Here is a 17468-nt window from a genome sequence, read left to right as displayed (position 1 = left end):
TATAGAGCAAGATATCTTTAGAACAGAGCTTTATTGATAGAGAAAAGTCCATCAGTGTAATGGATGATGGACTTCTCCTCTCAATAAACAGATCCTACTACTGATCTTCAACAATTCTCTCAGATATCCATCCTTCTTTTCCATTTTCGGTTTCAACCTTTAGCCAAGTAATACCGTTATCATCTATCTCTTCTTCCTCTAGGTGAGTGACGGATTCATCAATTTTAATATCGGCAACAATTTTGCCATTTAATGAAGGCGTTTCGCGGATGTTTCCACCCTCTGAGTATCGTTCGCTAAGAACTAATTTTTTTTCTGGATTGACCGATTGCACTGTTGTAGCGACTTTCCCTTGTAAGTGGTTGAGGTCAAAGCCTAATGAACCTTGCACTTTTTCTTCTGTTGCCCATTTTTCAAACTTATACCATGTTTTTGAATAGGCTTGTGCTGGATTATTGATAATCGCGAGTGGAAGAAGGATGGCAAGAAGAAGGGCAGCTACTCGAAAGGTCTTTTTCAACTGCGCTTTATTTCTTGTCCTTCTCTGAGAAAGACCCTCAGTTTTTCCTAAGCCGATTAACAACAATGCACATGCATCCTCAATGATGTCAATCCAAGTGGGAACTAAATAGTTGCCATTAACTCTTCGTTTTGACAAGTAGCGATGAAACAAAACCATGATTGGATACGTTAGCCATTCAACTACAATTTTCATGATGAAACCTGCCCAAACGACTAATTTAGGTAGGAGTCGAACAACGATTGGTCTGCTCATGATGATGAATAAAAAGGTGAGAATCGCAATTCTTAGCCAAATCGGCAGTAATGACAATGGTACCCATAGCCAAAATAGTTGATTTATGATGGTTTCCACAGTTTCTTACTCTCCTTTAGTTGTTTGATAGGTTTTCTTCAACACATCTATTGGATTCTCGTTATCGCGGTTTATCTGATTCTCGCTTCTTCCGATACTTTCATGAGGGAAGTAGGCTCTCATTTTAGCGATTTGTTCCGCTGCGACTGTATCATCAACATTTGGATCTAGTAACAACCTACGAACCTGATCCTGCACCTCAAGGCGGAAATTCTCTTCATGATGTAATCGAGTTTTCACGATTTCTAGGGCATCTTTATTTTCTTCAGCGATTAGTAGTGCAGTGAGCAGATCGCCTGTTTCAATAGAATCTTTAATTTCTTTCGCCAGCAATCGCGCTTTGTTGAGCCTCTTTTCACGACGATGCTGCTCAAGCTCATGCTCCTGATCAATTTTACGGAATTCAATATCATGTTCCTGGTCATTTGTGCTTTGCTTCACGAGCACATTAATATCTGTTACAGCTACACCGACCTGCTTTAACCCAGCCACCATTGACGAATGTTCATGTAGATCCTCGATGTGGCGCTTAACCCGTTTGGATTCAGAGATTGGGTAATCACTAGTAATCTCCTCAAGCCAATAGGGCAGTTTCTTCTGAATATAATTGACGATTTCACCTGCTCCTTGTTGAATAAGCGAAATCGGGTCAACAACTTTGTAATCGATCGAAAGGTCAACAAAGAACTGGCGGCCACGATCTTCTGAAGGAACCTCATTTTCATAGTGAAAGCTTAACGTCGACATATTAACACTAAACACCTTTGTGTACTTTCCTGCTCGTAGATCACTTCGTGTAATGCGATCACCATTTTTAACAACTAAATAGTTTTGTTCTTCATTCGTATAGACGAATGCCTCTGTCATAGTAGAAGCCGGTGGTTTCTCAAAAAAACTAAATTTGACTGGTTGCACATCGATTAAGTTCATCTATGTTTCCTCCTTTGGATCCATGAATTATTTGTTGTTTAGTATAAAACATTTAACCTCTATTACTAGGAGGCCATTGTTTGTACAGGACTTTTTCAAAAAACAGGCGATATGTAAGAGTCATGCTTTGTACGAAAAACAAAAACCATAACTAAAACAGACTTTGTACAATATATTCCTTAAAATAAGAGGATAGAATAGATAAATTCTGTGATTAGTAGTCTAGAATCTGCTTGGTAATATTATAACAAAGGCTGTTCTCGCAAAGTATGTTGTTTTCCGTACAAAGTATTAATGGACACGTTTTAAGTAGATCTTCGTGCTCTTTTCGCTAAATTACTCTGATATCCCTATGGAGATCGCTTCAATTTGGATCATAGAGCAACAAACTTTTAGAAAAGAGCCATAACAAATAACGATTGTCATAGAGTATTATACAAAACATTGAGAGTAAATGAAAAATTGACTTTGAAAAACCCCTTCATGGTAGAAGGGGTTAGACGATAGTTAGAGATTTCCCTGCTTTATTTAATACCATTTGCTAAAAGCCTTTCGAAAGCTAATGCATCAACAGGCTTTGAAAATAAGTAGCCCTGTCCAAAGCTACACTGGTATTCTTCTAAATACTTTGCCTGTAGTTCATGCTCGATTCCTTCAGCAACAACAGTAAGATTTAAATTCATACCTAAATGGATAATTGTTTTGACCATAGAATGATCCTTGGTAGCCGTGATATCATCGACAAAAGACTTATCAATTTTAAGTGTATCGATTGGTAATTCCTTTAGAATATGTAAAGAGGAATATCCAGTACCAAAATCATCGATTGATGTTTTTACTCCAATTGCTCTCAATGCATTTAATATTTCAGTAGATGTTTCAACATCTTGCATCAAACTTTCTGTAATTTCAATCTCAAGATATTGAGGATCAAGTTCAGTCTGTCGTAAAATCAGATTGACTGTTTTGACGAAATCACTATGTTGGAATTGACGAACAGAGGCATTGACTGAAACGCATAGGTAAGGGTAATTTAAATCCTGCCACATTTTATTTTGTTTGCAAGCCATTTTAAGAACCCACTCACCAATAGCAACAATTTGTCCTGTTTCTTCTGCAATCGGAATAAATTCATCTGGTGAAATAAAGCCTAATTCTGGATGTGGCCAACGTAACAAAGCTTCCATACCTATTATATGCTTTGTCTTTAAATCGACTTTAGGTTGGTAGTAAAGCATTAACTGATTTTTTTCAATCGCCTTCCGTAACTCACTTTCAATTTTCATTTTTCTAGTGATAATATCATTTAATTCTGAGCTGTAAAATTGAAAATTATTTTTGCCGCTCTCCTTAGCATGGTACATGGCGGTGTCTGCATTTTGCAATAATGTATCACAGCTCTTACCATTCTCTGGATACATGCTGATTCCGATACTAGGCGTTACATTGATTTCATAATCTAGAATAATGAAAGGCTTGCTAAACTCCGCCAAGAGCATCTCAGCTGTAGTAAGGCTTTTATCCTTTGTTGCAGTAGGAAGGATGATGACAAATTCATCTCCACCTATTCGGTAGATTCGATCTGAATCACTTAACTTGTTTTTTAAACGTTTAGCTGATTCCTTTAACAATCGATCTCCTATATGATGACCAAGTGTATCGTTTACGTTTTTAAATCGATCCAAATCAATTAAAATAAGCGACAACTGACCAGCTATTAGATTAGCATCACACAGAATGTTATGTAGATCCTTTAATAAAGTTGTTCGATTATTTAGTCCCGTAAGTGGGTCATGATAAGCAAAATACATGTACTCACTCATTAGCCTATGATTTTTATTCATTAGGAAAAACTGGCGAATAATGATTAAAAGAAGCGTAATACTTAAGCCAGTAGTAAGCGCATTATAATAATCTTGATACATATTTATGATTAATACCAATAAAATAATTACACTGAGATAAGGGAATAGTGATTCTTTACCTAAAAAGGAATCGTTGCTAGTCCATTTAGGTTTAGGCTTACGTTCTTGGGCTTTTAACCCGGCTATTCCGATAATCAATACCGCTACAGCCCACAGTGGATCGATAAATCCTCCTACTTGATAACTTTCAGTCACATTTTGGTAGACATAAATAAAGTCTGCTATGATTTGTACGTATAATCCAATGATGATGATAAAGGATGACCTTTTCTCCATACTATAGCGAAACAGTAAATAGAGACTAGATGTAGCGAACAGAATACTCAGAAACACAATCGTATAGGTTATAGCAAAAAGTGTAACCATTAAGGAATTATCTGTAACTGCTAAAATAGGGTTAATTAAATAATGAATACTAATGGAAGTAACGATTGTCATGAAAATAATAATATTAAAAAGATAAGGACTATTAGAAATATCGCGACTCTTTAATTTTAACTTATATACTAAGGCGATTAAGTAGAATAGATACGCTAAAATCCAAATAATACTTGCTGTATCTGGATAATGGAAATCACCCTTTAAAAGAATAAAATATAACCAAATCAAATTGAACATTGTGTAGAAAAATACTCCGAAACTTAATAGCAACCAATAATATCGATGTTGATTGATAATCTTGCGGTACGACTGAATTAACCAAAGAAAACTAATGGCTCCACTAACAATAGAAAAAGTCGAAGCCCCTAATGATCGCATCCAATCGTTTTCAAAGAAAATAATGGACCAACCGAAATAGGCTATAGTGATAACAATTAGGAAAATTAAGCTTAAACGGATTTTAGTTGACATATGTTTTCCTCGCGATGTTTTCAAATTGGTCATCTAGTAAAAAATAATAAATAAATAGAATGGTAGGCATATGACTTTGTGGTCGTGCAAAAGTAGAAGAATCTATGAGTTTGCGGGATTACTTTGACAGTGAGCATTATTTATTAATAGATAAAATTTATCAATTATGTAGTTCTATAGTACCACGAAAGGACTAGCCTTGCTACCTAATTTCATTTATTGATGTCGAAAAAGCGGTTATTTTGTTGGATTCGCAACATTTCGATTTGAATCGTTTTTATGAACTAGTTATAAGAACCAAAGAAAAAGTAGCCTCCCAACCATGTATTCGGTCAGGTGCTACTTTTTTTGTATGCTATATTAGCATTTGTTAAGAATAATGATCCCTAAATCAATAGCTTCGCCAAGCCTTCTCATACTTTTCAATAATCGTCGGACGTGTCAATGTATTTGTATCAAGTGGAACCTTATGACCGTTTTCGTCTACTATCTCTTTATCGATATCTTTTCCAAACGTTGTTAACCCATCTAGAACGTCTTTTGTTAAAAATTTCGTTTCTACTTTGATTTCTGCTTCATCTAGGTTAACTGGTTCTCTTTTTGCTAAGACAAAGCCCCAGTCGCCAAAGCTTGGAACATCAACGTGTAGATTGGCAGTTTGTAAGTCTGCTGCTTGAACAGTTTGGTTAATCGACCAGTAGACATCTGTTGCGAACGTTGGGCTTGTCGCTTGAATCATGATTGAACCACCTGGTGCTATGTGATTCCGTAGCAGCTGATAAAATTCAAGTGTATAGAGCTTGTTTAATGATTCATTATTCGGATCAGGTAAATCAACAAGAATCACATCATAAAAAGTTTTCTTGCTTTTCAAAAATTGGAAGGCATCCTGATTGATGACCTGCACACGTTCATCCATGTAGGAGTCCTCGTTTAGCTTGACGATGTCACGATGTGTTTTACCTAGCTCAACGACCTTTGGATCGAGGTCAACTAAGGTCATTGACTTGACTTCATCGTATTTCCGCAGCTCCCTTAATGCGAGCCCATCACCACCGCCAAGGATTAGAATCTTTTCCTTTTTATCGGCAGTCGCCATTGGTGGGTGGACAAGGGTTTCATGGTAGCGGAATTCGTCACTAGAGCTAAATTGAAGCTGACCATCTAGAAATAGCCGCAAGTCTCCTTGTTCCTTAGTGAGAATAATTTGTTGATAATCCGTTCGTTCTGTATAAATAATCGGATCTCGGTAAAGCTTTTGCTCGAATGTAAAAGCAGTTTCTTCACCGAAAAATACTCCTGCAATAAGTAACAGAAAGATTGATATCCCGGCTACGAAATGGCGCTTAAAGGTTTTGATCTCACGTTTAAAGTAAAGCAATACCCATAGGGCAACTCCCACGTTTATCATCGCCACCACAAAAGCCGTTTTAACCAGTCCAAATTCAGGTCTTAATAAATAAACGAACAGAAGTCCGCCAACTAAGCCACCAGCATAATCGGAAAACAGTACCTTTGCCGTACTTTTTTCGACAGTTACGCCGATCTGATTCGCTTTTCTAATTAAAATTGGAAGTTCGACACCAGTTAAGGCACCAACAATTAAGATAACTGAATAGAGGAAAAAGGCGTCCATTCCTGAACTTAGATAGGCGGAAACCCCGAATAAAAGAAAGGTAGAGAAGCCAGCAATGATGCCAATTAGATATTCAATCCATACAAACGATAACAGTAAATTCTTCGTTACCTTTTCACTGAGCGAAGCCCCGATTCCCATACCTGTTAAAAAAAGAGAAATGGTGAGGGTGTATTGTTTCACACCATCACCAAGTAGATAGGAACCCGCTGCACCAAATAAGACTTCGAAGATAATACCACAAACAGATACAATGCCTGAAGCCCAATAAATTGCTTTGCTTTGTTTTATATTATGTTCTATCACGCAAGCCGGTCTCCTTACTAAATTTCATTACGTAATCGATGCGCCAATAACAAACGCTAAACCGATTGACACACACATAGCGATAATACCAACAGAAATATTCCCTTTTTTGAGTTGTTCTTCAACAGAGAATTTTCTTGTGAATAGTTCAAATAGAAGGTAAGCAATCATTTGCAGAACAATACCAAATGCACCCCAGATAATTGTGTCTAGAACACTAGCACTATGATAAATCGAGAATGCTAGAATAATACAGATCCCAATGATTTTCCCGCCGATTGAAAGTGCGACAGCGTGGTTCCCGCCTAAAACCTCATCCCAATCTTTATATTGTTTCGTCATGATTTCAAAAATGACTAATCCTATTAAAACGATTGCAATGGCAATCACAAAATAGACAGCCGTTAAGATAAATGGTTCCATTTTTCATCATCCCTTCCTACTTATTTTCCTGTACCAGGTCCGCCACCACGAACAGAGGAGGTACCGCCTCTAACAGTAGACGAACTCCCAGTTGATTTTTTAAACAAACCGCCTGAAGTTCCATAGCCACGATAGCAATTTTCATTGTTAACCGAGCATTTTTTTCGTTGCTTTTTACCCCAATCATCTACATCGAGTAGGTCACTTAACAACCACATCACCAGTAACCCATCAAAGAAATCAGGCTGGTAATTGTCACGAACAAATCCGTATGTAGCAATTTCAACCCTTGTATCATCAGGATTATCTTCATGTGTTGTCAATGTTACGAAGGAATCTTGGTAAACAAGGACCTGTTTATCTTCCTTTTTTTCACTAACTTCTTTTGGCTTCTCATGCCCCTGTAATTCAGTGGCTACTTCATCAATCGACTTATTTTCAGCAAGGTAGATTTCGGAAATATCATTCGAACTTGCCTGGCTATTTACAACATCTTCAAGAATATAATTAGTATCAATAAATTCAGCAATGCCATCTTGAAAAAGAGAACCACCAGTAGATCCTTGAACACCATTACCACAGGCTGCTAACAGGAGAATAGAAGACAGCATGATAAAAAGAAGTGGTTTTTTCATTTACTCACCTTCTTTCTAGATAAACGATTTAATGAGGTTGACTAAAAAGAAGGGTCATTCCCTTTTTTAAGTCAGCCTCAAATTTACAAGCTAAAAAAGTATATGTGGTTTTTTAGGAAAAAGACACTATTTTTCCGTTTAGATCATCTTACAAGTTTCAAAAAAGACAAACCTACAATCTATGTTATCTTTCCCAACCTTTTTAGTTATTCTTTACCCATTTTTCTTTTTAGTGCAGCTAGTTCGTCATCGACATCGTTTGTTTCTAGTGCAGCTAAGTCATCATCTAAGCTTCTGTTTGAAGATCTCATGTCTTCACTCGTTTCTGCTTCTGCTTCGAATTGCATTACTTTTTCTTCCATACGATCGAAGCCACGTTTTGAGTCGTCACTGCCAATGCCTGATAGTGTGCGGTTCATTTTCGTTCTTGTTTTCGCAGATTCTGCACGTGCTTTTAGTGAATCCTTCTTCAATTTCATTTCATAGTATTCAGCTTTCATTTCATCTAATTTCTTTCTAACCGTTTCAGAGTCAAGCTTTGCACGCTCATATGATTCTTTTAACGTATCAGCTGTTTGGCTGTGAATCTTTTTATCTTCTAATGCGCGTTTAGCAAGATCATCATTTCCAGCTTCGATCGCTTTGACGGCTTGCTCGTCACGCTTTTCAACCATTTTATTGGCTTCTTCATATTTCTTTTGGAGCATTTTTTCGTTGGCGATTTGTTTTGCAACTGCTGATTCTGCCTCACGGATGTCTGACTCCATGTCTCTCATAAATTGCTCAAGCATTTTTACTGGATCTTCAGCTTTATCCAATAACGAATTTAATTCTGAATCAACAACCGTTTTTACTCGTTTGAAAAATTTAAACATATATAGTTCCTCCTATTTACTTGCAATTATTTTTAATTCGTATTCTTCAATATCATAGCCTGTGCTAACTTCGATTTCGCTACCCCACTTTTCAACGGAGAGGTATTTTTCTTCCTCTTCATCGCAGTAGTCATAGTATCCACAAGTCATCCCGTTTACGTTTTGACTTCGACCAATTGCAGTAACTCTTGCAGATCCGGACTCATCCAGATAATAAACATTTCCATCATACTCGATCTTTTTAGGAATTGGTTCCTGAAGCTTCAGCTTTGCCTTTTTATACATACCGAGATAAAGCTCATCATCCAACTCAACACTTAACCAAATCGTTCCTGATACAGAATCAAGCTGATAAGCATGCCATTTAAAACCATGATCATCATAACTGATCTTCCCGACAACCTTATAATCTTCTAAATCATACGTAACAATATCATCCATTTGAAGGTTAAACATTGTCCGTTCTTCTACAGGTCTAGGAACATTTTCCTTCTTCCCAAACAACTTACTAAAGAAACTCATGTATCCACCTCGACTTTTTGTCCACTAATGTTTTCACATCTATTAATACGATAGATGAAGGGAAAAGTTTCAAAAAGATTTAATTTATTTGGGGCCAGACCCCAATACCTCTGCCTTTTGTTAATTTGTTACATTAATTGTACTAAATATTGGAGAGGATTGAAAGGATGGTTGATGGTGGAGTGGTGATTTTAAAGGTTTTTGTGTTGGGGCCAGACCCCAGTACAAGAGGAGTGGGGCCAGGCCCCACTAAACTGCTTTTCTACGAATATATATCAAGCCACTTACAAAGAAAACAATAAATCCGCCACTGATCGCAAAGATGAGCGATTCAAACGAGAGGAAGAATCCACCCCATGGGCCTTCACCTTTAGGGATCATTGTTAAGAATGGTTGAACCCAAGGGTAATAGGGCGCATAGGTTTCAGAGTTTGCGACTAAAATGTTAGGTAGTGTAAAAACAACATTTAACGCTAGTGGAGCGGCAAAGCTTGACCATGCCATCGACACTAAAAGCATGAGGGCAGCAAGTGGTAGCGTCGCAATCCATCCACCAATTAAACTTTTTACCATTGTTCCAACAGGGAAGGGATCGGTAAATCCACTGATTAATCCGACTAAAACCCAGCCGAGCATAAATAGAATTTGGTTTGATGCGATCATCACCATCACTAGGGAAAACTTCGACATATACACATGAGTTCTTTGAACAGGAAGGCTTAATAGCTGCTTCCATCCACCATCCTTATGTTCATATCGACAAATGAAACTTGTAAATACACCAATGAGTAAAGGCAGAAATAAAATCGTATGGACAGGGGTCATGATGGTTAAAGGTGTTATCCAATCATTTGTTGCTTCATCGAGCTGCACCGAGGCTAATCCAACCACAAATGCAAGCAGTGGGCTAACAAATAACAATAGCCATACATAGGTTTTCCGCATCTTTAGTAGTTCAGACTGTACGAGATTCAAAAACATTATTTCACATCCCTTTTTTGAAAATCAATCATTCCTAAAAGGAGAATAATGATTCCAACAATTAATCCAGCCGTTACGTACCAAATGGGTTCTTGGTCTCCGTATAATAACGGCCATTTCCAGATAAACCAGTCTGGCGCATAGTAGGCAAATAATGAAAACACCGCACCGAAAATCCCGACTGTTAACGGAATGGCTTGGTTCTCAAAAGTGATCGATAACCAAATATGAAGTGCTAAAATTGGCAAACCGGCTAAAAGCGGGTAAAAGCTATTTTTTACGATCGCAATAGTTGGTAAGGCTGCATCAAAGCCTAATCCGAGACCTAATAAAATGGTCCCGATAAATAAAAGCACACATGAAACAAGCAGCATCATAAAGGTGACGAAGAACTTTGATGAAAAGACCACTCGTCGTTTAATCGGTAAGCTTAGCAGCTGTTTCCACGAGCTTTGTTGATGTTCGATCGTGGCAATTTGTGACGCTAATATGGTGATTCCGAGTAGCAAGGAAGGGGTCACAAACATATTTACATTTTGAATCAGACCTTGCCATAGATTGTCTTTTCCTACTACTAAATAGTCATAACGCAGACCATAGTTCACCATTTGGAGGGCAATGACACCAAAAGGTCCAAGGAAAACGAGAAACCAGAACCATTTACGCTTTACTTTTAATAAATCAGCTTGCAGAACCGCCAGCATGCACAGCTCCTCCTTCGCTCGTTAAATCTAAGAAGATGCTCTCTAGTGATTTTCGTTTTTCTTCCACTCGGTAAACAGACAGGCCAGCTTTTACTAACAATGTAATTAAATGAGCAATCTGTTCATCCGCCATATCCTCACATACAAGGTATCCATCTTCAACTTCAACTAGATATCCTTTGGAAAGTAACTGTGCTTTCGCCTTTTTCGCGTCACTAACTTTGATGGTGATCTTAGCTCTTGCTTTATTGCGAAGGACATCAATCGAATCCTGGAAAATCATTTGTCCCTTTGTAATGATGCCGACCTGTGTAGCCATTTGATCGATTTCACTTAGAAGATGACTTGAAATTAAAATTGTAATGCCATACTGCTGTGGCATGCTTTTTATTAGATCACGAATTTCATGGATACCTGAGGGGTCAAGACCATTTGTCGGTTCATCTAAAATGAGTAGTTCAGGGTTGCCGAGGATCGCTGAGGCAATACCGAGTCTCTGCTTCATCCCCAAGGAATACCCCTTAACAGCACGATCGGCATCCTTTGTTAACCGAACGATTGAAAGGACTTCATCGATTCTACTTTTCGGCACCTGAAGAATTTTTCGCAGTGCTTCTAGATTTTCTCTAGCGGTTAAGTGACCGTAATAGGAAGGAGACTCAACCAATGAGCCAATTTTTTTTAACGCTGATAAATGGTCGCCCTTCACATCCTTACCAAATAATTCGATGCTACCACCTGTAGGCTTCATTAAGCCAAGCAGCATTCGAATCGTAGTTGTTTTCCCTGCACCATTAGGTCCTAGAAATCCGTAAATTTCACCTTTCTTAATTGCTAAGTTGATGTTGTCTACTACTGTTTTTCCCTTGAATTTTCTCGTTAAGTTCGTTGTTTTGATCATCATTTTATCCATTATCATCACCTCTTTTATAAGAATAGGTGATTAGAGTTAAAACGAAGTAGGGGTTTTGTTTAAAATTTGTTTAAAAAACGAATTGATGGAAAGTGAAGCGTGGTAGGAATTTGCGAAAAAATTTCAATTTGTTTTGTCCATATATGAATAAAAAGGTGAATGGAAAATAACACTATTTAAATTAAAAAGGAGAGAAGTGAATGAGGAGAAGTAGTTTGAGGTTCCTAGTTATCATTATGTTCATCACTAGTGGTGTTGTTCCATCTGTAAGCTTGCATGCTCACGCTCAACAGGATGATGCAGAGGAGAAGGAGAGGATTCGTTACCCAGTCTCTAATAGTGTATTACAACAAAGATACCCTGAGACAGTTGTTTTAAGAGGGGAACAAACGGAAAATAAAGTATCGTTAACGTTTGATGATGGTCCAGATCCTCGTTTTACGCCCATCATTTTAGACATCTTAAAAGAGTATCATATAAAAGCAACATTCTTTTTAATAGGGTCACGTGCAGAAAAACATCCTGACATAGTTAAACGAATGGTTGATGAGGGACATATTGTGGGGAATCATACATATTCACACCAAAACCTGGTAAAAGAAGCAGATATTGCACTTGAAAGAGAAGTAACAAATACAGAAGAAGCATTAGCGAAACTGATTAACTATCGAACGAAATTGTTCCGTGCTCCATATGGATTTTTAGACAATGAATTAGTCGGGAAGCTAAAAGGATTGGATTATACAGTTGTTGGCTGGTCTGTTGATTCATTGGATTGGCAGGAGTCACCACCAGAGGTGATTGCTCATAATGTGTTAAGTCATCTCCAACCGGGTGCGATTATACTGATGCATGACGGTGCAGAATCGGATGGAGATCGAACAAACACCGTAAAAGCTCTTCGTCAAATTATCCCTGCTCTGAAGGAACAGGAGATCGAATTTGAAACTGTTCCGGCATTATTAAATATGCCTTATCAAAAGTAACCATTTTTGCCTTTACAAACACCTCCGATCAATGTGCTCTACTTGTTTAAAGTATGGCCATTAAGGAGGTGCTTTGTATAGTGTCTTACTAATTTAGGTTCGTCCCCACATAGCTGATCTTTTTCGTTTTATTGTATGGTTACATGATCTAGGAATAATGCAGTTTGACCACTACTATTTGATGCACCGGTGAACTGAACACCGATTTCTTGAACATTACTTAAATCAGGGATAGAGGATAGATTCAGAGATAAAGTTGTACCGCTTGTATTAATTTGAACGGGACCACCATCATACCAAGTCCAACTTGATCCAGTTTTAATATATAATTTTGCAAGGATTCCATTACCAATCGATCCCCAGTTTGCCTGTTTAACAGTTGCTTTTAAAGTTGATTTACCGCTTAAGTTTTGATTGTTTGATCCAGATAAAAAGTGTTGAGAGCCATTTCCTAATTGGACATCTGCTTTAAGTGAATGATTTCCATTAGTAGCCCATTCTGTTACCGACCAAGGCCCAGCAGATACATTTGTACCTGTCCAATTTTGCGTGCTTCCTTCAAAATTATATAGTGTTGTAGCTGTATTTTCAGATCCGCCAGTATCGCCACCTGAGCTATCCCCAAAAACAGCACTAGGTACAGATGTGGCTTTTAAACCATTAGAACCATTTACAATTGTATGTCCCCAAGCTGTTAAATTGTTTCCTTCCCAGTCGCTAGTCAGATCAAGATAACTCCACTCAGAACCATTTCCTTTCCAAGACCACGCTAACCAGCCTACACCTTTTTGTTGTGAGTAGCTCATGATTGTTGCTTCATCTACATCACCATCAGTATGTTTATGCCCAAATTCACCAATAATTAAGGCTAGGTCTTGATTAATCACACCATCGATATTGGATTTAACTGTTGCAGCGTCTCCGCCAGCATACTCATACATGTGAATCGAGAACATCGTGTTTTTAAGTGGATCTGCATTGAATACGGATTTTCCATAATCATGAATTGATGCAGGATATTGTCCCCACCCAGCTGAGTCAACGATTAACGTGTGAGTTAACCCGGCATTTCGCAATTTAGGGATGGCCTGCTTATATCCGTCAGCCCAATTTGCTCCATTCCATGACCCATACCACTCATTAGCAATGTTGATGATGACCTTATCTTCTTTACCGATTAGAGCCTCTTTTATACTAATCCAATAATCTACTGCACTATTTAAAGAGGCAGTATCATCTTTACCTGTAGCATCATGAACCTCTAAAACAGCGATCAGATCATTTTGTTCGGCCAAGGTAATGAGATTTCGTACCGAGTTACTATCATCTTTCGTGTATTGACTACCATCTGAGAGAACGATTCTTACCGTATTAGCTCCTGTTGCTGCAATTGCTGGAATGGCAGTTGTAGAATCACTTTTAAACCAAGAATGTGCATGATTTATTCCGCGCATAACAAATGGTGTACCAGTTGCATCATACAAATCGTTTCCGCTTACATAAAACCCATTAGCAGCTTTTGCTTGACCGGGTGAGAACAGCAAGGATGTAGAAATTAATAATAGAACAGCTAAAAATAATGTTGCACATTTACGTAAATTTGACATTCAATCACCTCATAGAATTAGTTTATTTTGAACTCTCCTAAACTCTGTAGTTAAACCTCCTTTCTAAAAGCTAAGAAGAGACAAAAACGAGAAAGGTAAACGCTTACTTTTTATTTTAACAATCACTAAAAAATTACCTTAACGTTAACCTAACAACTTCATTTTAAATTGTAAACAGAATCGATATATTTAACAATTAAAATATCAGAAAAGTGCAAAAAATGATCGAAAGGTATTATAAGGTTAAATATCGACTAGTCATTTTGTTATAGAAGGATGAAAATAAAGTAGGATAATGTAATGAGAAAGAGTGTGATGATAGGATATTGAAGTTAGCGTTAACTTAATATTGAATCTTTTGTAAATGGTGGGGATTGTTAATGGAAATTTTCTGGTTCACTACGAAGGAAGGGACAGCACAAAATAAGGGAGTGGTTCAATAAATAGTGAGAGTGGTTCAATAAAAGGGAAAAGTGGTTCAATTCCGCCGATTAGTGGTTCGAAAAGGTGAGTAATTGGTTCAATTCGGAGGAGGGTGCAGTTCAAAATAAGGATGTGGTTCAATAAATAGTGAGAGTGGTTCAATAAAAGGGAAAAGTGGTTCAATTCCGCCGATTAGTGGTTCGAAAAGGTGAGTAATTGGTTCAATACGGAGGATGGTGCAGTTCAAAATAAGGATGTGGTTCAATAAATAGTGAGAGTGGTTCAATAAAAGGGAAAAGTGGTTCAATTCCGCCGATTAGGGTTCGAAAAGGTGAGTAATTGGTTCAATACGGAGGAGGGCGCAGCACAAAATAAGGGAGTGGTTCAATAAATAGTGAGAGTGGTTCAATAAAAGGGAAAAGTGGTTCAATTCCGCCGATTAGTGGTTCGAAAAGGTGAGTAATTGGTTCAATTCGGAGGAGGGCGCAGCACAAAATAAGGGAGTGGTTCAATAAATAGTGAGAGTGGTTCAATAAAAGGGAAAAGAGGTTCAATTCCGCCGATTAGTGGTTCGAAAAAGTGAGTAACTGGTTCAATACGGAGGAGGGTGCAGCACAAAATAAGGAAGAGGTTCAATTCCACCGATTAGTGGTTCGAAAAGGTGAGTAACTGGTTCAATACGGAGGAGGGTGCAGCACAAAATAAGGGAGTGGTTCATTACGGAGGAGGGGTGCCCGGTTTCCGCATTTTTTTAAGAGCTTTAACATAATAAGTAGTTTCAATTAGAAAAGGCACCTAAATAGTAGGTGCCAACATGACTAATCCTGGTGACTAATTTTAACAGTCGTCCCATCTCCATCTGACTCAATAAACCAAGCCAGTCCCATTTCCTTCACCATCACATCGACAATGGTCAGGCCAATTCCAGCGCCTTGATGATTGCTTTTTTCTTTAAAGCCTTTTCCTTTATCTGTAATGCGAAGTTGTGTGGCATCATTGGTTTTCGTTATTGCGATCCTTACATATTGGCCATCTTTAGCGTGGCGAATAATATTTTGTAGGAGGTTCTCGATAATTCGCTCCATCCATTGTGGATCAATCGTCCAATAGATTGGTTCAGCATGAGTTTTGATGTCAATTTTAAAGTGATGCTGCTCAAATGCTGGATACCAATCCGCAGAGATTTTTCTGATCAAGCGATTTAGCTCTGTTTTTTCAGGGTGAAATGGGTATTTCTTAGCTGATAGCAGGGTGTACGAAAACAAGTTATCAATCAGCTTGCTAACATAATCAATTTTTTGATCAATAGCAGTCAGTGCGTCATTTCCCTTCATTGACTTTACCTCATCCTTAACAATGGATAACTGGGCTCGAATTGTTGTTAATGGGGTGCGGAGGTCATGAGATAAATTTGCGATCAGATCTTTTCGCAGAGTTTCTTCCTGTTGCTCTCGTTTTCGACTTTTTTCCAATTCGGTAATCATTTGATTAAAGCTTTTTTCGAGTTGACCAATTTCATCTTGCTTAGAGATTCTGATTGTATGAGGGATACCTAGGTCACTTTTGTGTTGCATCGCATTTGATAGCCTTATCAATCGTTTATGAATGCCTCTAAAAAATAACCATGATAGACAAATAAATAGCAGCAGGATAAAAACGACCCCATAAAAGTAAAGATAGCCATAACGTTCGGTCAACAGTTGAATGGGCGCTTCTAAAAGTTGCCGTTCGACTTCGATAACGATAAAGCCATTGCTAGAGTCATTACCAAGGAAAGCAACAACCGTGAAAGGATCTGCATCATAATGATCCTTCATAAACTGGACCGTATAAGAAGGGGTCCACTGATTTGGGAGTGTGCCTTCATAAGCTAATTTATCTCGTGTGGTTCCTGTTTTATCGACCCAGAATATTTGAGAATCTGGGTACTTGTTATGAAGAACGACTAGCCGTTGGTTGATTTCAGCATCTGTCGCATCATTCAAGTCCTTCGCTTCCTGATGCCACATCGTTTCTAATTGCTTAAAGCCTTTATATGTATTTTCTGTTTGGTCAAGAGCTAAGAATGGTAATGAGATGAGTGATGAAACAATCGGAATGGAGAGTGGAAGCAGCATAACAGCGATCAAAAGGATCATTAAATATTTAAACTGTAACGATTTAACCCACTTCATGCTCTTACCCGATAGCCAATTCCGCGAATGGTTTCGATGATTTCAGGCTGTGATGGATTGACTTCTATTTTTTCCCTTAAAAAGCGTATATGAACCATCAGCGTTTTATCACCTTCCATATATGGTTCTTCCCATACACCTTCATATAGTTGTTCCTTCGTTAAAATTTGATTAAGGTGTCTAATGAAATAGCTGAAAATTTGATGTTGTTTTCCTGTTAAGAGGATTTCCTCTTCAGTCATTGTATTGATAATAAGATTACTCGCTAGATCGACCTCTAAATGTTTGATCGTCTTTTTCTCGATAGAACTCCGTTCAAACCTGCGTAGCAAGATTTCCACCCGTTTAGCAAGTTCCTCTGGATGAAAGGGTTTGGTTACGTAATCATCCGCAAATTCTAAGCCCTCTAGTTTATCTTCAATTGATGACCTTGCTGACAGCATAATAACCGGGATATCAGGGTTTGCCTTTTTCACCCTTCTTCCTAATGAAAAACCATCCAATCCAGGTAGCATGACATCTAAAATAACGAGATCAATTTTGTCGTAACTATTGGGTAAGTCTATCCCAGACGTCAGCCATGTGACGGTATATCCCTTTGCTTGCAAGTCAGTTTGGACCCATTCGCCAATTTCTAGATCATCTTCTATGTAAAGAATGTTCATTTGAGATCCCTCCCTCTATTAAATATCTTACATGAGA

The 17468-nt window shown here is 38.0% G+C and carries 15 protein-coding genes; 1 reads left to right on the top strand and 14 read right to left on the bottom strand.

Going from position 1 to position 17468, the window contains the following annotated elements; all coding sequences use genetic code 11:
- Positions 1–97: 97 nt before the first annotated feature.
- From AC6CHR_RS14080 to AC6CHR_RS14030, 11 genes are all read right to left on the bottom strand, one after another.
- Positions 98–874: an SH3 domain-containing protein gene (locus AC6CHR_RS14080; protein WP_498249581.1), complete on the bottom strand. Its 777-nt coding sequence runs from the start codon at positions 872–874 to the stop codon at positions 98–100.
- 6 nt (positions 875–880) lie between these two features.
- Positions 881–1804, bottom strand: coding sequence for a hypothetical protein (locus tag AC6CHR_RS14075; protein WP_498249580.1), 924 nt, complete (start codon positions 1802–1804; stop codon positions 881–883).
- A 524-nt stretch (positions 1805–2328) separates the two neighbouring features.
- Positions 2329–4581 carry an EAL domain-containing protein gene (locus AC6CHR_RS14070; RefSeq protein WP_498249579.1) on the bottom strand — a complete coding sequence of 751 codons (2253 nt, stop codon included), beginning with the start codon at positions 4579–4581 and terminating at the stop codon, positions 2329–2331.
- 391 nt (positions 4582–4972) lie between these two features.
- Positions 4973–6523, bottom strand: a complete 1551-nt coding sequence (locus tag AC6CHR_RS14065; RefSeq protein ID WP_498249577.1) for a polyamine aminopropyltransferase — start codon at positions 6521–6523, stop codon at positions 4973–4975.
- Between the two features lie 27 nt (positions 6524–6550).
- A complete protein-coding gene (locus AC6CHR_RS14060) occupies positions 6551–6946 on the bottom strand; it encodes a DUF350 domain-containing protein (RefSeq protein ID WP_498249576.1) in 396 nt (131 codons plus the stop codon).
- A 20-nt stretch (positions 6947–6966) separates the two neighbouring features.
- A complete protein-coding gene (locus AC6CHR_RS14055) occupies positions 6967–7581 on the bottom strand; it encodes a DUF4247 domain-containing protein (RefSeq protein ID WP_498249575.1) in 615 nt (204 codons plus the stop codon).
- 206 nt (positions 7582–7787) lie between these two features.
- Positions 7788–8456 (bottom strand): PspA/IM30 family protein, encoded by a 669-nt coding sequence (locus AC6CHR_RS14050; protein ID WP_498249574.1) that lies wholly within the window; start codon positions 8454–8456, stop codon positions 7788–7790.
- Positions 8457–8468: 12 nt separating this feature from the next.
- Positions 8469–8978 (bottom strand): DUF4178 domain-containing protein, encoded by a 510-nt coding sequence (locus tag AC6CHR_RS14045; protein WP_498249573.1) that lies wholly within the window; start codon positions 8976–8978, stop codon positions 8469–8471.
- A 249-nt stretch (positions 8979–9227) separates the two neighbouring features.
- Positions 9228–9959, bottom strand: a complete 732-nt coding sequence (locus AC6CHR_RS14040; protein WP_498249572.1) for an ABC transporter permease — start codon at positions 9957–9959, stop codon at positions 9228–9230.
- The gene (locus tag AC6CHR_RS14035) at positions 9959–10663 is read right to left on the bottom strand and encodes an ABC transporter permease (RefSeq protein WP_498249571.1); all 705 of its coding nucleotides are present in this window, start codon (positions 10661–10663) and stop codon (positions 9959–9961) included. The genes AC6CHR_RS14040 and AC6CHR_RS14035 overlap by 1 nt, the downstream gene beginning before the upstream one ends.
- On the bottom strand, positions 10641–11576 hold the full coding sequence (locus AC6CHR_RS14030; protein ID WP_498249570.1) for an ABC transporter ATP-binding protein: 936 nt from the start codon (positions 11574–11576) through the stop codon (positions 10641–10643). Before AC6CHR_RS14030 ends, AC6CHR_RS14035 begins: the two co-directional genes overlap by 23 nt.
- Before the next feature lie 200 nt (positions 11577–11776).
- Here AC6CHR_RS14030 and AC6CHR_RS14025 point away from each other — a divergent pair, with 200 nt between their 5' ends.
- Positions 11777–12562, top strand: a complete 786-nt coding sequence (locus tag AC6CHR_RS14025; RefSeq protein WP_498249569.1) for a polysaccharide deacetylase family protein — start codon at positions 11777–11779, stop codon at positions 12560–12562.
- Positions 12563–12690: 128 nt separating this feature from the next.
- Here AC6CHR_RS14025 and AC6CHR_RS14020 read toward each other — a convergent pair whose 3' ends face one another.
- The 3 genes from AC6CHR_RS14020 to AC6CHR_RS14010 all read right to left on the bottom strand — a co-directional run bounded on the left by AC6CHR_RS14020 (position 12691) and on the right by AC6CHR_RS14010 (position 17431).
- Complete coding sequence (locus AC6CHR_RS14020) at positions 12691–14169, bottom strand: glycoside hydrolase family 5 protein (RefSeq protein WP_498249568.1); 1479 nt, start codon at positions 14167–14169, stop codon at positions 12691–12693.
- Between the two features lie 1241 nt (positions 14170–15410).
- The gene (locus tag AC6CHR_RS14015; RefSeq protein WP_498249567.1) at positions 15411–16766 is read right to left on the bottom strand and encodes a HAMP domain-containing sensor histidine kinase; all 1356 of its coding nucleotides are present in this window, start codon (positions 16764–16766) and stop codon (positions 15411–15413) included.
- Entirely contained in the window at positions 16763–17431 is a 669-nt protein-coding gene (locus AC6CHR_RS14010; RefSeq protein ID WP_498249566.1) for a response regulator transcription factor, read from the bottom strand. Before AC6CHR_RS14010 ends, AC6CHR_RS14015 begins: the two co-directional genes overlap by 4 nt.
- Positions 17432–17468: the final 37 nt, after the last annotated feature.

The organism is Metabacillus sp. GQ13 (genome assembly GCF_059758525.1).
The sequence above is the reverse complement of the archived record's forward strand: the minus strand, read 5'-3'. Positions and strand labels throughout refer to the sequence as shown.

What these genes read in the sequence shown, in the direction of transcription:
- AC6CHR_RS14070 (WP_498249579.1), bottom strand. Translation starts at nt 4,581, where the DNA reads ATGTCAACTAAAATCCGTTTAAGCTTAATTTTCCTAATTGTTATCACT.
- AC6CHR_RS14045 (WP_498249573.1), bottom strand. Translation starts at nt 8,978, where the DNA reads ATGAGTTTCTTTAGTAAGTTGTTTGGGAAGAAGGAAAATGTTCCTAGA.
- AC6CHR_RS14025 (WP_498249569.1), top strand. Translation starts at nt 11,777, where the DNA reads ATGAGGAGAAGTAGTTTGAGGTTCCTAGTTATCATTATGTTCATCACT.
- AC6CHR_RS14010 (WP_498249566.1), bottom strand. Translation starts at nt 17,431, where the DNA reads ATGAACATTCTTTACATAGAAGATGATCTAGAAATTGGCGAATGGGTC.
- AC6CHR_RS14030 (WP_498249570.1), bottom strand. Translation starts at nt 11,576, where the DNA reads ATGGATAAAATGATGATCAAAACAACGAACTTAACGAGAAAATTCAAG.
- AC6CHR_RS14020 (WP_498249568.1), bottom strand. Translation starts at nt 14,169, where the DNA reads ATGTCAAATTTACGTAAATGTGCAACATTATTTTTAGCTGTTCTATTA.
- AC6CHR_RS14075 (WP_498249580.1), bottom strand. Translation starts at nt 1,804, where the DNA reads ATGAACTTAATCGATGTGCAACCAGTCAAATTTAGTTTTTTTGAGAAA.
- AC6CHR_RS14050 (WP_498249574.1), bottom strand. Translation starts at nt 8,456, where the DNA reads ATGTTTAAATTTTTCAAACGAGTAAAAACGGTTGTTGATTCAGAATTA.
- AC6CHR_RS14015 (WP_498249567.1), bottom strand. Translation starts at nt 16,766, where the DNA reads ATGAAGTGGGTTAAATCGTTACAGTTTAAATATTTAATGATCCTTTTG.
- AC6CHR_RS14060 (WP_498249576.1), bottom strand. Translation starts at nt 6,946, where the DNA reads ATGGAACCATTTATCTTAACGGCTGTCTATTTTGTGATTGCCATTGCA.
- AC6CHR_RS14035 (WP_498249571.1), bottom strand. Translation starts at nt 10,663, where the DNA reads ATGCTGGCGGTTCTGCAAGCTGATTTATTAAAAGTAAAGCGTAAATGG.
- AC6CHR_RS14055 (WP_498249575.1), bottom strand. Translation starts at nt 7,581, where the DNA reads ATGAAAAAACCACTTCTTTTTATCATGCTGTCTTCTATTCTCCTGTTA.
- AC6CHR_RS14040 (WP_498249572.1), bottom strand. Translation starts at nt 9,959, where the DNA reads ATGTTTTTGAATCTCGTACAGTCTGAACTACTAAAGATGCGGAAAACC.